The 15,312-nt window shown below is 44.8% G+C and carries 15 protein-coding genes; 12 read left to right on the forward strand and 3 right to left on the reverse strand.

All coding sequences use genetic code 11. From position 1 onward, the window contains the following. Positions 1–2 precede the first annotated feature (2 nt). Positions 3–1,007 (forward strand): ThiF family adenylyltransferase, encoded by a 1,005-nt coding sequence (locus ACZ43I_RS01760; protein ID WP_344704608.1) that lies wholly within the window; start codon positions 3–5, stop codon positions 1,005–1,007. A gap of 10 nt (positions 1,008–1,017) precedes the next feature. After that, the gene (locus ACZ43I_RS01765; protein ID WP_344704606.1) at positions 1,018–1,518 is read left to right on the forward strand and encodes a MogA/MoaB family molybdenum cofactor biosynthesis protein; all 501 of its coding nucleotides are present in this window, start codon (positions 1,018–1,020) and stop codon (positions 1,516–1,518) included. Positions 1,519–1,539: 21 nt separating this feature from the next. Here ACZ43I_RS01765 and moaC read toward each other — a convergent pair whose 3' ends face one another. Further along, on the reverse strand, positions 1,540–2,022 hold the full coding sequence (moaC, locus tag ACZ43I_RS01770) for a cyclic pyranopterin monophosphate synthase MoaC (RefSeq protein ID WP_344704604.1): 483 nt from the start codon (positions 2,020–2,022) through the stop codon (positions 1,540–1,542). 62 nt (positions 2,023–2,084) lie between these two features. On the opposite strand from moaC, the gene ACZ43I_RS01775 reads away from it, so the two are divergent. The 9 genes from ACZ43I_RS01775 (at position 2,085) to ACZ43I_RS01815 (ending at position 10,221) form a co-directional block, all read left to right on the forward strand. After that, positions 2,085–3,341, forward strand: coding sequence for a molybdopterin molybdotransferase MoeA (locus tag ACZ43I_RS01775; protein ID WP_344704602.1), 1,257 nt, complete (start codon positions 2,085–2,087; stop codon positions 3,339–3,341). Then, complete coding sequence (mobB, locus tag ACZ43I_RS01780) at positions 3,338–3,787, forward strand: molybdopterin-guanine dinucleotide biosynthesis protein B (protein ID WP_344704601.1); 450 nt, start codon at positions 3,338–3,340, stop codon at positions 3,785–3,787. Before ACZ43I_RS01775 ends, mobB begins: the two co-directional genes overlap by 4 nt. Beyond that, on the forward strand, positions 3,784–4,227 hold the full coding sequence (locus tag ACZ43I_RS01785) for a molybdenum cofactor biosynthesis protein MoaE (RefSeq protein ID WP_344704600.1): 444 nt from the start codon (positions 3,784–3,786) through the stop codon (positions 4,225–4,227). Before mobB ends, ACZ43I_RS01785 begins: the two co-directional genes overlap by 4 nt. Beyond that, on the forward strand, positions 4,227–4,463 hold the full coding sequence (gene moaD / locus ACZ43I_RS01790) for a molybdopterin converting factor subunit 1 (protein ID WP_344704598.1): 237 nt from the start codon (positions 4,227–4,229) through the stop codon (positions 4,461–4,463). The genes ACZ43I_RS01785 and moaD overlap by 1 nt, the downstream gene beginning before the upstream one ends. Continuing rightward, a complete protein-coding gene (gene mobA / locus ACZ43I_RS01795) occupies positions 4,460–5,035 on the forward strand; it encodes a molybdenum cofactor guanylyltransferase (protein ID WP_344704596.1) in 576 nt (191 codons plus the stop codon). Before moaD ends, mobA begins: the two co-directional genes overlap by 4 nt. A gap of 11 nt (positions 5,036–5,046) precedes the next feature. After that, entirely contained in the window at positions 5,047–6,069 is a 1,023-nt protein-coding gene (moaA, locus tag ACZ43I_RS01800) for a GTP 3',8-cyclase MoaA (protein ID WP_344704594.1), read from the forward strand. Between the two features lie 51 nt (positions 6,070–6,120). Beyond that, the gene (locus tag ACZ43I_RS01805) at positions 6,121–7,689 is read left to right on the forward strand and encodes an ATP-binding cassette domain-containing protein (RefSeq protein WP_344704592.1); all 1,569 of its coding nucleotides are present in this window, start codon (positions 6,121–6,123) and stop codon (positions 7,687–7,689) included. Further along, positions 7,689–9,305 carry an ATP-binding cassette domain-containing protein gene (locus tag ACZ43I_RS01810; RefSeq protein WP_344704590.1) on the forward strand — a complete coding sequence of 539 codons (1,617 nt, stop codon included), beginning with the start codon at positions 7,689–7,691 and terminating at the stop codon, positions 9,303–9,305. Before ACZ43I_RS01805 ends, ACZ43I_RS01810 begins: the two co-directional genes overlap by 1 nt. Before the next feature lie 64 nt (positions 9,306–9,369). After that, on the forward strand, positions 9,370–10,221 hold the full coding sequence (locus ACZ43I_RS01815) for a DegV family protein (protein WP_344704588.1): 852 nt from the start codon (positions 9,370–9,372) through the stop codon (positions 10,219–10,221). Between the two features lie 34 nt (positions 10,222–10,255). Here the strand turns inward: ACZ43I_RS01815 and ACZ43I_RS01820 are convergent, their stop codons facing one another. After that, a complete protein-coding gene (locus ACZ43I_RS01820) occupies positions 10,256–10,702 on the reverse strand; it encodes a MarR family winged helix-turn-helix transcriptional regulator (RefSeq protein ID WP_344704586.1) in 447 nt (148 codons plus the stop codon). A gap of 325 nt (positions 10,703–11,027) precedes the next feature. On the opposite strand from ACZ43I_RS01820, the gene ACZ43I_RS01825 reads away from it, so the two are divergent. Continuing rightward, positions 11,028–12,359 carry a hemolysin family protein gene (locus ACZ43I_RS01825; protein WP_344704582.1) on the forward strand — a complete coding sequence of 444 codons (1,332 nt, stop codon included), beginning with the start codon at positions 11,028–11,030 and terminating at the stop codon, positions 12,357–12,359. Positions 12,360–12,394: 35 nt separating this feature from the next. Here ACZ43I_RS01825 and ACZ43I_RS01830 read toward each other — a convergent pair whose 3' ends face one another. Continuing rightward, a complete protein-coding gene (locus ACZ43I_RS01830; protein ID WP_344704580.1) occupies positions 12,395–15,274 on the reverse strand; it encodes a DEAD/DEAH box helicase in 2,880 nt (959 codons plus the stop codon). Positions 15,275–15,312 lie beyond the last annotated feature (38 nt).

The raw sequence follows: 15,312 nt of genomic DNA on the forward strand, positions 1-15,312 counted from the left end.
ATATGGAACGATATTCGAGGCAGATGCTTTTTAATAGAATAGGGGCAGAAGGCCAGCGCCTGATCGGCTCACGTACGGCCCTCATCATTGGGGCCGGGGCGCTCGGTTCCCTTTCCAGTGAACTGCTTGCACGGGCAGGTATCGGCAAGCTGATCATGATTGACCGTGACTATGTCGAACACTCCAATCTTCAGCGCCAAACCCTTTTTACCGAACAGGATGCAGATGATAAGAAACCGAAAGTAATTGCTGCGAAAGAACGCCTACAATCAATCCGTCCAGACCTCGAGGTAGATGCACATATCGCGCATTGCGATGGCCCGCTATTGACGGAGCTCGCCATGGAGGCAGATATCCTGTTGGACGGGACAGATAACTTTGATACGCGCCTGCTGATCAATGACGTTGCATATAAATCGTCGAAGCCTTGGGTCTATGCAGCTTGTGTAGAAGCCTCTTACAGCAGCTGTGGTTTTGTGCCCCGCGCCACACCATGCTACCGCTGTCTGGTGCCGGTGCTGCCGAGTACCACATTGACGTGTGACACTGCCGGTATCATCGCGCCTGCAGTACAGATGGCAGTGGCCGAACAGGTCACGACTGCAATTAAAATGCTTACAGACCAATATGAAGCGCCTTATTACTTACGGATCGGTAACGTCTGGGATATGGAACATATGAAATACAAGGTTGACGCAATGAAAGACTCAGATTGTAGGACATGTGGGTATGCCCCTGTCTATCCGGCACTTGAAGAAGAGGATACGGATAATGCCATGCGGCTATGCGGCCGTGATACCGTCCAGGTGATTGACGGTCGGCTGACTGAAGAAGTTGTAAACCATACATTGACTCGGCTGGATATGAAAGTAAACCGCACGCCGTACTTCCAGGAGTTCCACTATAGTGGACAAAGGTTCGTCTGCTTCAATAATGGACGCATCCTAATCCATGGCCTGGATGATATGAATCGCGCGAAGACCCTTATCAACCAATTGTTCGGATAGGAGGAGCATTATGAGTCTAGTGGGGGAGATAGATCGCGAAATCCGTATGGGCATCATAACGGTCAGCGATACACGCACTAAGGAAAGTGATAAAGGCGGACGCCTTGTCATGGATTACGTCTCAGGAATGAATGTGGAAATCAAGCCGGAGTGGTACAGCATCGTCAAAGATGACCAGCAAGAGATTGTGGATGCGGTGCACGAGCTTTTGGATAACGGCGTCGATGCCATCATAACCACGGGGGGGACGGGCATAGCGCCTAGAGATGTTACCATCGAAGCAGTGCGCCCCCTTTTTGATAAGGAGATAGAAGGATTCGGAGAAATTTTCCGTATGCTTAGCTTTACGGAGGATATCGGGTCACGAAGTATACTCTCAAGGGCTGTAGCCGGAAGCATCGGCAACGCAGTGCTGCTCTCATTGCCGGGATCGACAGGCGCAGTCAGATTGGCGATGGAACGGTTGATTGTCCCCGAATTAAACCATATCGTCCACGAATTGAACAAATAAAAGCGTGCCGTATGGCACGCTTTACTTGTCTATATGGTAATCCCCGGACTTCCCGCCAGTCTTCGAGATGAGGGCGGTTTCGCGGATGATCATTCCCTTATCGATGGCCTTGCACATATCGTAGACGGTCAGGGCAGCTGCACTTGCTGCTGTCAGTGCCTCCATTTCGACACCGGTGCGGCCGGAAGTCTTAACTGTTGCTTCAATATGAAGTGCGTAGCCATCAGATAAATCCCAAGTGAAGGAAATATCTATGCCGGACAGCGGAAGCGGATGGCACATCGGTATGATCTGATGTGTGTTCTTTGCAGCCATGATGCCGGAAACTTGTGCCACAGAAAGCACGTCACCTTTTTCGACAGTCTTTCCTGTGATGGCTTCATGTATTTCTTTAGAAACAATAAGCGTACTTTTGGCGAGCGCTGTACGAGTCGTTACCTCTTTATCGGATACATCGACCATCCGGGCTCTGCCTTCCTGGTTGAAATGAGTGAATTTCGACAATTTAAACTTCCTTTCTAGTATAATGAGTATAACAGAATTCATAATATGAAAGTAGGGATGATATGAATTTGAACCGTAAGCCGATCCCTGTACTGGAGGCAGTGGATCGTGCCGTTGCTGAAGTAACGCCTCTTAAGAGTGAAGCGGTTCCCTATAGGGAAGCATATGGGCGCATTTTAGCGGAGGATCTGAAGGCAACCATGGCGGTGCCCCATTTTGACAAATCCGCGATGGATGGGTTTGCGATACGTTCAAAAGACTCAATAGGGGCTTCAGGTGATGATAGAATCGAGTTCACTGTGGCAGAAGAAGTGCCAGCAGGCTCGACAAGTGACTATATACTTAAAGAAAATGAGGCTTTCCGTATAATGACCGGAGCGCCTGTACCGGCAAGTGCTGACGCAGTTGTCATGTTTGAACAGGCGAAGATGGGTGATGGGACTTTTACGGTAAGGAAAGCGTTTAATCCAGGCGAAAATATTGCGATAAAAGGCGAGGAGTGTCAACCAGGCGAAGTGATCGTCCCTCGGGGCACGTTCATCAATCCTGGTACTGTAGCGACTTTGGCGACATTCGGCTATGAAAACGTAGAGGTCTACAGACAACCTGTCGTCGGCATTTTGGCTACAGGGAGTGAATTGATAGAAATAGACCAGCCACTCAGTCCAGGTAAGATAAGAAATTCAAATGGCCCAATGATCTTGAGCCAACTGAAGCGGATGAACATCACCGGGAAGATGTATGCATTGGAAGCGGACGATTTTGACACACTTCTCGAACGCGTTGAAGATATGTTGGATGAAGTGGATGCCATAATCACAACGGGTGGCGTTTCCGTAGGCGATTACGATTTCCTGCCCAAACTGTATGAGGCCCTTGGCGCTGAGGAACTCTTCAATAAAGTAGGTATGCGTCCGGGGAGTGTCACAACAGTAAGCATGTTGGGAACAGTTCCACTCTTCGGGTTGAGCGGCAACCCTTCGGCATGCTACACAGGATTTGAACTGTTTGCGAGGCCGGCACTGCTTAAGATGATGGGGCACGATAAAATCTATGCACCTGTAGTAGATGGTGTACTTGACGGTGACTTTAGAAAAGCCAACCCGTTCACACGTTTCGTCAGGGCAGAGATTGACTATCGAGCTGGAGGCATATACGCAAGACCGGCTGGATTCAATAAGTCGAATGCGGTCACGTCCATTGCGAGAAGCAATGGCATCATCGTTTTACCGGGTGGTTCAAGAGGGTATCAAAAAGGGGACCCCGTCAAGGTGATGATGACTGATATGACTACTGGGGCCAGGCAGTTCAATCTATGAAGATTCTGCAGATAACCGGTTTCAAGAACACCGGAAAGACCACCCTGATATTGAAACTTGTAAAGCGGCTGAAACAGCAGCAGCGGAAAGTTGCAGTCATAAAGCACCATCATCTGCAAGAAGAAGCTGGAAGCACCGATACGGAGAGATTTTTGCTTGAAGGTGCCGATACGACGATATTGAATACCCCGTCCATAACCATTGAGACAAGGAGACATCCCGATCTGACCGAACAATTGGCAGAATTTGAAGGTGCAATGGATGTCGTATTGATAGAAGGATACAAACAGGAAGCGTATCCTAAAATAGTACTGACCTATTCCTTCTCCGATGGACACACTAATGTCAGTGAAATAGGGATTCGGAATATTTTAATGGAAGCGGATATGAGGTATGATGAGGCTAAGGTTATGCAATGGTTTGACGAATGGAGTTCTGGAATATGAAGCAATATGAAATAGTGGATACACCAATAGATATCAACAAGTACCATAGTTATACGGTCAATGAAGTGCAAGGGGCTGTATGCATGTTTACAGGTCACGTGCGCGAGTGGACAAAAGGGACCAGAACTGTCCACTTGGAGTATGAAGCCTATAAACCTATGGCGGAGAGTAAAATGGCCCAAATCGGGGATGAGATTGCACAGCGTTGGCCTGGAGTCATTACAACGATCGCCCATCGGGTGGGCAAGCTTGAAATATCAGATATTGCTGTCGTCATAGTAACAAGTGCCCCACATCGGAAAGATAGTTATCAAGCCAATGAATATGCGATAGAACGGATTAAGGAAGTTGTTCCGATCTGGAAAAAAGAAGTATGGGAAGACGGTGAAGAATGGATGGGGCATCAGCGTCAGTACCATTCAAGTGTGGAGGAGGAATAATGATGGATATCATGGTGTTCGCAGGGCTGAAGGAGAAGATTGGGGATACCCGCATCACGTTGGACATCAAAAATGAACCTACGGTCAAAGAGTTGAAAGAAACGGTATATAGGCAATATCCCGCGCTCGAAGGGGATGTTTTCCAAGTGGCCTGCAACGAATCATTCGTTAAGGATACGCACATACTTTCAAAAACGGATGAGGTTGCTCTGATTCCACCAGTGAGTGGAGGATGACAGACACTATAGGCATAGTTATGGCAGGGGGGAACTCCACCCGTTTTGGCGAAGATAAGCCTTTCTTTGAAGTAGACGGCAAACCGATGTATCGGCATATAGTAGATGCGATGGCGCAATCCGGCGTGTGCGATGATATCATGGTCAGCACTAATTCAAGATTAAGTGGCCGATTTCGTGATATGCCGGTAAAAGTGGATGTGGAAAGGTTCAAGGATAAGGGGCCGCTTGCTGGCATATATACATTTGCCGATGCTTATCCGGATAAGCGGTTGCTCATCATTTCATGTGACACGCCCTACATCAGTCCCGAGTGGATCAGGACGCTGCATGAAGTTGCTCTTGATGACCAGTCAATCGTTGTGACACGCGCTGGAGACAGGCTACACCCACTTGTTGGCATCTATCAGGGGGACGGTCTCGCTTCAGACATTGAAGAATTGTTGACGACAGACCGAAGAAGCATGAAAGCACTATTCGCAGAAAGAAAGACAATCGAAGTGAACAGTACACTTTATAACATTGATGTAGCAGATTTCTTGAACATCAATAGAAAAGCGGACCTTCACTGAGGAGGGGTACGATGGTGGGAAGCATAACGGATAAATTTGGCAGACCGATTCGGGATCTGAGGATATCAGTGACTGATCGTTGCAATTTCCGATGCAGATATTGCATGCCGAAAGAGATTTTCGGGGATGATTTCGAGTTTATGAAGAAAGATGAGCTTTTGTCTTTTGAAGAAATTGAACGCATTGCAAAAATATACGCGTCCCTGGGCGTCAAAAAATTGAGGATCACCGGCGGGGAACCGCTTCTTAGACGGGACCTCGATGTATTGATAAAAAGACTTAACGATATAGAAGGTATTGAAGATATAGGTATGACCACAAATGGTCTATTGTTGAAGAAACATGGCAAGAAACTTTATGAAGCAGGCCTCAGGAGACTCAATATCAGCCTTGATGCGATGGATGACGAATTGTTTGGACAGATCAACGATCGCGGCATCGGCACTTCAAGGATAATCGAGCAGATTGAATATGCAATCTCACTTGGATTTAAGATTAAAATCAATATGGTTGTGCAAAAAGGCTTGAATGACCATGAGATCCTGCCAATGGCCCGCTTCTTCAAAACTATGCCTGTAACGTTGAGATTCATAGAATTTATGGATGTCGGTAACGATAATGGGTGGAATTTTGACAAAGTGGTCACCAAAAAAGAAATACTGGAAATTCTTGAGAATGAATTTGATATTGAACCTTTGGAACCGGCATACTATGGGGAAGTGGCAAAAGTCTATCGTCATAATGACGCAGATTCGCACCTTGGTTTCATCACCAGCGTGTCTGAAAGCTTCTGTTCGACATGCACCCGTGCCAGACTATCCTCAGATGGAAAGTTCTATGGCTGCCTTTTTGCGGTAGAAGGTTTTGATGTCAAAAAGCATCTTAGAGAAGGTGTATCCGACCGGGAATTGGAAGAGATATTGACTGGGGTATGGAACAAGCGGGATGACCGCTACTCAGATCTCAGAACGGAAATTACTGCAGAAAACCGCCGGAAGCGCAATAAGATCAATATGAGCTATATAGGTGGCTGACAAAGAACGTGAAGTGTGACTTCACGTTCTTTGTCGATGGAAAGGATAATTATGAAGCTGAACATACCGAAGAAATATATCCTGTTGTATACACTGATGTCAGCCATGGGCGTGGCGGCTTTCGTCTTGTTTGGACATAACCTTTCGCTAGTGCTTGAGGAAATTGTAATGGAAAAGGAAGCTCCAGCTGTTAAAGGGATGACGTTGGCCGGCCTTTTCTTCATCGTCTATGCATTGCTGTTGATGATCTATAGGGTGACCTCGGCTAAAATTGCAAATAGCCGTATAGAGGCATTGACCACCGAGTTGATTGAGAAGATCGGTGATGGCACCAAAAAGCAATCAGAAGCGATGCTCAATGCAGTGTTTGTCCATATGGAGAAATACCGCCCTTTCGAAAAGGTATTCATCCCTACTGTCATACAGACTGCTGTCAAACTGGCAGTAATTATCATTGCATCATTCTTCGTGCATAAAAATGCTGCTTTCATCATGTTATTCACAGCACCATTCGTACCATTGTATTACATCCTTGTAGGATTGCGTACGAAGGATGAATCGGAAGCTCAGGCCACGCAGTTCGACGAGCTTGGTACGCTTTTCCTCAACCTGATAAGGGGGAAGGATACGGTACGCTACACACAATCTCAACAAACGGTCATCGATAGGCTCAGATCATTTAATTCGGGCTATGTAAAAGAAACGATGAATATTTTAAAATATGCCTTCCAATCCACTTTAATGCTTGAGTTCATTACGATCCTCGGGATTGGACTCATTGCTCTTGAAGTTGGACTGCAGATCATAATTTTTGATGGCATTACATTCTATGCAGCATTTTTCACGTTGCTGCTGGCACCCGAGTTCTATAATGCATTAAAAGTACTCGGCATCGAATTTCATAATGGCAAGCTTGCCCAAGGGCATTTGGAGCGCATCGAAGTGTTGATCGATCAGGGAGAACCAACCGAAGAGTACCGCATTTTCAATGCTCAGACGAGTGCAGTGACACTCGAGGGTGTTTCAATGGGCCATGGGGAGCTATCGCTTCTGGAAAATGTGAATCTATCCTTGCCGAAAACAGGGCTCACTGCCATAACAGGTCCTTCCGGCATCGGTAAAAGTACATTCATGCGTATGTTGCTTGGACTCCACCGCCCTGCTGAAGGCGCTTTATACCTTCATACGGATGATATCGGATATATATCCGATGAAGTCTATTTCTCGGATACGTCCATCTATGACTATGTTTCTGATGGACGTTACAGCGAAGAAGACGTCATCAGTATATTGGAGCGCCTTGACTTGATGGGGAGCTTGAACAATCTGGAGCAGGGCATCCATACTGAAATCGTAAACCACAACATCCCCCTCTCAGGCGGGGAAGTGGTGCGGCTCAAGATGGCGCGTGCACTGATAAGAAAACCTGAAATCATCATTATGGATGAACCTACTGAGTTTCTCGATGCAACGACGGAAGAGATGGTTCTCTCATACTTGGATGAAATCAAGCATGAGAGTGCCATCATAGCGGTGGTCCACCGTAGAAAACTGCTCAGCATTGCTGATGCACACTACACGTTCGCTGACCGTAACATTGTAAGGGGAGGGGCTTTGTAATGGAATATTTGAAGAGTGAAAGGAAAAACATCTTCTACAGCATCCTTCTCGGCCTTGCAGGTGGTCTGGTGGGGGTCTCCCTGTTCGGACTCAGTGGCTACATGATCAGTCTTAGTTTCTTCGACCCGCCATTTTTCATAATCGTCCTCATCATTGCAGTAATCAAGTTTTTCGGGATGATGAAAGGCGCCTTCAAATATATCGAGCGTCTACTCTCGCATGATGCGACATTCAGGCTCATCGGGCGTCTTAGGTTGAATTACTTCAAAACCGCCATACAAAATCATGCGGATACGCATAGCGTTAAATTCATACAGCGGCTGAACCAGTATTTTGAAGAGGTCGAAAATTATTATATCCGCATTGTCTATCCGTATATCGTAGCGTTGCTGTTATCAATGCTCCTGATTCTTCTATCCATCTATTTCGGGGCAGTATTTGTAATAATGTCGACAGTTGTGGCACTGGTGCTTCTTTATGCCATACCGAAAATGTTTGAAAAGCGGGTGACGAATGATCTGCGTGCCAGGAATGGTGTTGAAGACGCGCTCTATGGTCGTCTCTATCATTATATCCACGACTTTACCGACTTGTTTGTGACAGGGAGGACGCAAGATAAGAAAAAAGAGATTTCCCAGGAAATCTCTAGGGTGAGAGCAACAGAAGATAAGGTTGCCTTCTCGGACGCTGCAATGCAGTTCATCGCCCAACTGCTTCAGGTTGCAGCACTCCTGTTCATCATATTCTGGCTGTATGAAGATATGCCACTCCTTGTACCTATGATCATGTTACTGGTACTCAGCTATTTCGATCTTGTCATGCCGGTCATGCAACCTGCAAGCCGGTACAGATCAGTCAAGGAAGCGGTAGGGGTACTCAACGCTGAGACATCACCACAACCGACAATAACGAACGATGTCTCCCTCGACCAAATAGATGTGACGCTGCTTGATTATCGTTATGCCACTGCCTCAGTCGATGTCCTAAAAGGGATTACGGCGAACTTCAGGCGTGGTGAAAAGCACGCAATCATCGGCAGTAGTGGGTCCGGTAAGACAACCTTACTTGAACGCATCATTGAAGGTGGATCTTCAATCCGTCTAAGTCATGGCCCTGAGGAAGTCAGTCAGGAGGCGTTACTTCAAAATGCCTCCATCATGCCCCAACATCTCGACTTCTACAATGCGTCAGTCATTGACAATATTACTCTTTTCGGTCATCTGAAAAAGACTAGAGCAGAAGTTATCCAAGACCTCGAAATGATGGAAATGTCATATTACACACCAGAAGAGATCATCGAATTCACCGGCCGGCTATCAGGAGGGGAACAAAAGCGTCTGCACTTCATAAGAATGTTGGCCGAAGATAAATCATGGTGGATTATGGATGAACCGACAGCACGGTTAGATGACAGGCTCAAACAAAAACTGTGGGATCAAATATTGGCACAGCCAACAGTAATTGTAAGTACACATGACTTAAGTCGCCTTGAGGAATTTGACTATATTCATTATATGGAGCAGGGCAGTATAATAGAATCAGGCAGCTATTCGGACCTGATGGCTGAAAAAGGTCATGTTTATCAAGCTGTTCAGCGCTTCAATGATTATTTATAGTAATAAAATTATATGCATGATAGAATTATGGGAGTTATTTCATAGAGAAAGTGGGAAAATGACGATGAAGAAAACAGCAATCGTGACGGATTCGTCCTCAGGTGTAGAAAAAGATTATGCAGAAGAACATGATGTCTTCGTATTGCCGATGTCTGTCATCATCGACGGAGTCGCCTACAGGGACGGCGTTGATGCAACAACTGAAGAGATTTACGATATGCTGAAGCAGAGTGGGGAAGGTGCTAAAACTTCACAGCCGACAATCGGTGAGTTCATGGAGATCTATGAGAAAATAGAAGCGGATGACTCATTTGATTCGGTCATCGCAATCCATGCATCCAGTGAACTTACGGGTACCTACCAAAGTTCGCTGAGTGCTTCTGAAAACATCGACAAGCCTCTTCATGTCATCGACTCCCGTATTGGAAGCTATCCTATGAAGCAGATGGTGGAACATGCTGTCGAATCGAAGGAATCTGACAAAGGAATTGAAGAGGTGGTAAAGGAAATTCAAAGCATGACCGACCGTGCTCAATTATACTTGCTGCCTAAAAGTTTCAACCAAATGAGGAAGAGTGGCAGAGTATCAGCATCACAATCGATGCTCGCTTCTGTATTGAATATCCATTTGAAGCTTGAATTCGATGATGGAAAAGTAGTTATTGGAGAAAAGCTCCGCACAAAAAAGAAAATCATCAATAATGTTATGGAAAAATTGGAAGAATACGTCAGAGAGAAATCGGTAAGTACAATTGCCATTGTATATGCAGGTGGCATCGACTTGACCGAAGAATGGAGAAAACGGCTGGAAACACGTCTGCCGGATGTCAAGCTGGTTATAGAACCACTCGTCACTGTGGCAGGTGTTCACACCGGTCATGGCACCATCGGATTCGGCTTTACCAAGGGAAGATGAATAAGTCGGAACAAACAAAAAATGCAGTCCGGAATCATTTCCGGGCTGCATTTTTTTCAGCAAGTCTTACATTGACGTGCTGTATATATTCAAGAAAGAGGGACTCCTCTTCGGTTGTCAGGTTGATTACGTCATCAAAAGCTTCAAAAGCTTCTTCCAACTGTTTTCCCATTTTTCTGCCATGCTCTGTGGGTTCTAGAATTACAAGGCGCTGATCAGTGGGATTTCTAAAGCGATGTACAAGTCCAAGCCGTTCCATCCGCTTTATCAGAGGAGAAATGGTTCCAGTGTCGAGCCGCAATGTTTCAGCCAACATTTTGATGTTGACTTGTTCCTTATCCAATAAAATATTCAAAACCAAAAATTGTGGATAAGTAATCTCCATTTCTGTCAGTACGGATTTATTGTAGAAGCGGCTAATCTGGTGGTGCAGACTATATACATTAAAGCAGAGGCGCTTATCCAAAGAGGGTTTAGTCATTAAAGACAACCTCCATTCTGTTTATCATGTGTCCCTTCAGTTATTATACAAGCAATTATATGCGAATTCAATATAAATATTATGGGTGCTTGTACCTTAATCAAGGGGAGAGAATGAAGTTCGGTAGCAATCATAAAATAATGTATGGTAAAATAACCATAATTATAACTTTTGGGAGGTGACTGCAATTGGGAAGACGAATCTGAACAGTAATATGTCCATTGAAAAGCCGGCCCCATGCAGAAACATAGTTTCAAAAAGCATACCGCGCAGAATTGCAGTCACATATTACCGGAGGTGAATCCCTTTTAAAAAAGGGAACTAATTGGATATAACCACATTATGGAACTTGATTTTTTTTATAATACTTATATTGCTCACAATGTTTTTTGTGGGCTCTGAATTTGCACTTGTCAAAGCTCGGATGTCGCGTATTGAACAACTGGCTGAGGAGGGTGATAAAAAAGCACAGCGTGTGCGCAGGATGACAGGCAAACTTGATTATTACCTGTCCGCGTGTCAATTGGGTATTACTGTCACTGCACTTGCCCTTGGGTGGATTGGTGAATCGACTTTTGCTGTTGTGTTGGCACCCCTTTTCGAAATGCTGGGGATACCCAGTCAATTGACGACGCCATTGGTCATTGGTATGGCCTTTGTAATAGTCACATTCCTGAACATCGTCATAGGACAACTTGCGCCTAAGACGATTGCAATCCAGTATGCTGAAAAGTTGGCGCTTACCCTTTCCGGCCCCCTTTCTTTTTTTGGTACCATCATGAAACCATTCATCTGGCTGATGAACGGTGCTGCCAGATTCCTTGTCAGGATCTTTGGCCTTAAAGATGTGCCGGTTGAGCAGGCTCACTCAGAAGATGAACTGAAGATTATAATGACGCAGAGTTATCAGAGTGGAGAAATAAACCAGACTGAACTCGCCTATATGCAAAATATATTTTCATTTGATGAGAGGTTGGCGAAAGACATCATGGTGCCAAGGACTCAGATGATCACAATGGCAGACCCTGTGAATATAGATGACGTCATTGCGACAATCAAGGAGCACAACTTCACGCGTTACCCCATCACGGAAGAAAGCGGAGATAAAGATCAGATTATCGGCTTCATAAATGTCAGGGAATTTTTAACGAACCATGTTTCCGATGAAGAAGTGACCCCGGCAGATCATATACATGAAATCCCGATGATTACAGAGGTATCACGCATCAGCGATGCACTGGTTAGAATGCAGCGCGAGCGTGTACACATCGCGTTAATCATCGATGAATACGGTGGCACAGCCGGGATGATTACAATGGAAGACATCCTTGAAGAGATAGTCGGGGAAATCCGCGATGAGTTTGATGAGGACGAACAGCCTGATATTGTGAAGGTTGAGGAAAACATCTATCATATCACCGGTCGTGTATTGATTGATGATTTGGAAGAACAATTCGATCTGAACTTCAATGATAGTGATGATATTGATACCATAGGTGGTTGGCTGCAGAGCATCAATACCGACCTCGAGATTGACGATACGATAGATACAGCTGATGATAGATGGATTGTCCTTGATATGGATAACCATCTGATTAAAAAAGTGGCGCTCCTGAAAGATCACAATCGTACCGTTGAAGACGAGGAAGAAGCATAATAGAACAGCGTCCCCCGTATACGGGGGACGCTGTTCTATTTAACGACATTCGCGTCGAGATATCTATAGATATTATATTCAACAGGAGACTCCATTATCATATGCATGGTCACGACTGGTTTGCCGGATGCTCCAGGCATCACAGTTTCCTTTAGAGTATGATAATCAATCCGACTTTTCCCAAGATAATAGAAGGCAGTGCCTTCATCATCGTCTTTTTTGACGAATATATGAATCGGCATCCCGTTTTGGTGGCCATCAAGTATGGATTTGATTTCTTTGGAAGCTAATGTCCTGTTGCTCCTTGTGAACCATTTGAGCGTATGACGGTCGAGAAATTCATCGTCGTAATTAATGGTGTCTTCCACCGCCTCATTTTTATGATAGGTGATGAATACCGGACATGTCCCATGTTTTTGTTTATAGCCGTACATTGTAGAAGCTTCATCTTTTTGCCAATTCAGCATACGGCAGACGTCTTTTCTGGAATACTTCTGGTTAAGGGTCAATGGTCGAGATTGATCATACTGATTGCTATTCAATAAGGAAAGTTCCATGATTTGTCTGTAATGCTTCATGAAGAGCTTTGAATGGAGAGCAGACTCGAATAATTCCGAAGGATATATATAGCCGCTATCCAGATGGATGAGGGGATAACCATATTTCAAAATATCCTGTTGCCTGAAAAAGTCGAGTGTAAACACCCTTATGACAGAATCCATGACTGCATCAGACATGTAATATCCTTGTTTGTGCATCTCCATCTGAAATTCATTCTTATCTACAGGACCAGACATGAGGGCTTTTAGAAGGTGCATTTCGACGATGCGTTTTCCACCGGCCAGTTCTTCCGAAAGGAAAGTCAGCATCTTATCCATCGGGCCCTCCAGAGTGCTGTCATCTTCTTTGATCTTCTGTAGGAATTCCGGATAATGCCTGTATTTATTGAGGATGATCATTGGATCGATTACATCCTTATCATAGTAGAAGTCCACTAATGTAGGTTTCCTTCCGATTTTATTCTTAAGGTATATATACATCTCCTTCAAGTGCCTCAAGTTGTCCAAGGAAGACGCATTAATGGCTTGATAGATTTTCTCTTTTGCGACGGATTCGAAATTGATGGTCGAAACTCCTTGAAGGGGTGTACGGTCAATCAGTGAACGTCTCAAATTGTCCTTATTATAGGAGTTATCTCCTGTTAGGGCAATCGGGATCAGATAATTGTTTCTATAGTTGCCGATGAAGTCTATAACGGTAAGATATTCTTTATCATCATGTTTCCTGAGTCCTCTCCCGAGTTGTTGGATGAAGATGATGCTTGATTGTGTCCGTCTCAGCATGACGACTTGATTGACCGAAGGGATGTCGATTCCTTCATTGAATATATCCACTGTAACGATGTAATCGAGGTGACCATTCTCAAGATTCCTGGCAGCTTCCCTCCGTTTGTCCTGTGCATCAGCTCCAGTCAACGCAATCGTACGATAACCGAGCAAATTGAGTGCGTAGCTAACCTCCTGCGCTTCTTTTTTATTGGAAACGAACATCAGCCCACAAAGCGTTTCGCCCGAATATCCATAGTATTGGATCTTCTCATGGAGATGTCTGATCCGCTCAATGTTGGTGAGGTCCGACAACGCGCTTGTATCATCGATCTTTAGACCTTCGGTCTCGTAATCAGTCACCCCGAAATAATGGAAGGGTGCGAGTATTTCCTCCTCTAGTGCATTTTGGAGTCGTATTTCATAAGCGATGTTGTAGTCGAATAGACCAAAGATCTCATTATCATCTGTCCTCTCAGGAGTTGCTGTCATGCCAAGCAGGAAAGAAGGTTTAAAGTGATTGATGATCCTCCTGTATGTACGCGCGCTTGAACGATGTGCTTCATCTACTATTATATAGTCGAACTCCGTTGGATTGAATTGACCCAGAGTATCTTCATTCGACATGGTCTGGACTGTTGCAAACAGATATTTGCTGTGGGTTGATTTTTGATTACCACTGAATACGCCGAATGAGGAAGGCGAGTCTTCCAAGAGAGTCATGAAATCCTGTCTGGCTTTTTCAAGAATCTGCTCACGGTGGGCCAAGAAAAGCATACGTTTTGGTCGGAATTGCTTTACATCAAAGGCAGATAGATACGTCTTTCCGGTCCCTGTAGCGGATACCACAAGTCCTTTGTCATTGCCTTCGGACCTAAGTTGTTTGAGGGAATGCAGTGCTTCCTGCTGCATGAAATTCGGCACTATTCCTTCGGCCCCTGACGTCCTGTATTGATATTTGGAACGGTCCTCGATAATTTCGAGTATTTTCTGTTTGTCTGTTTGTTCTTTATGGATGCGCTCATATTCCATGATCCAAGTGGCATCAACAGGAGTTGCTTCATTCCATAAGTCATCGAATTGATCCCTGAAATGGTTTAGGACTGCCCCATTATCAAGACTTGTCAATTTGAGATTGTATTCATAATTCTTTTTAAGTGCAGAATCGGTCAAATTTGAACTCCCTATGAAGAGGGAGGAATAGGCTACATTGCTGAAGACATATCCTTTTGCGTGAAATCCCTGTTTATCAGCTATTCTGACATCTATGTTTGGGATATTGAGCAGTGCTTTGAAAACTTTCGGTTTATTGAAATTCAAATAGGTAGAGGTGATGATTTTTCCTCTTACATTCCTTTTCGCGAGCTCGTGCAACGTTGTTTTTAATGTAGCAAGTCCGCCTTCAGTGATGAAAGCGACAGAAATGAAGAATGCATCACACCCTTCCATCTCATCGAGTATGGAAGACAGGACATTTTCTTCTTTTGAATTGATGATCATCTGTGGAGGATGATGGGCGACCTTTTCTGCATCTTGATCGATAAATCCTCGTTCATAGGCGTTCAATAGATTCATTTCATTCAGTTCCATGGACATCCACCTCTTTCATTCCATTATATTGAAAGGGT

Source organism: Salinicoccus jeotgali (assembly GCF_055379195.1).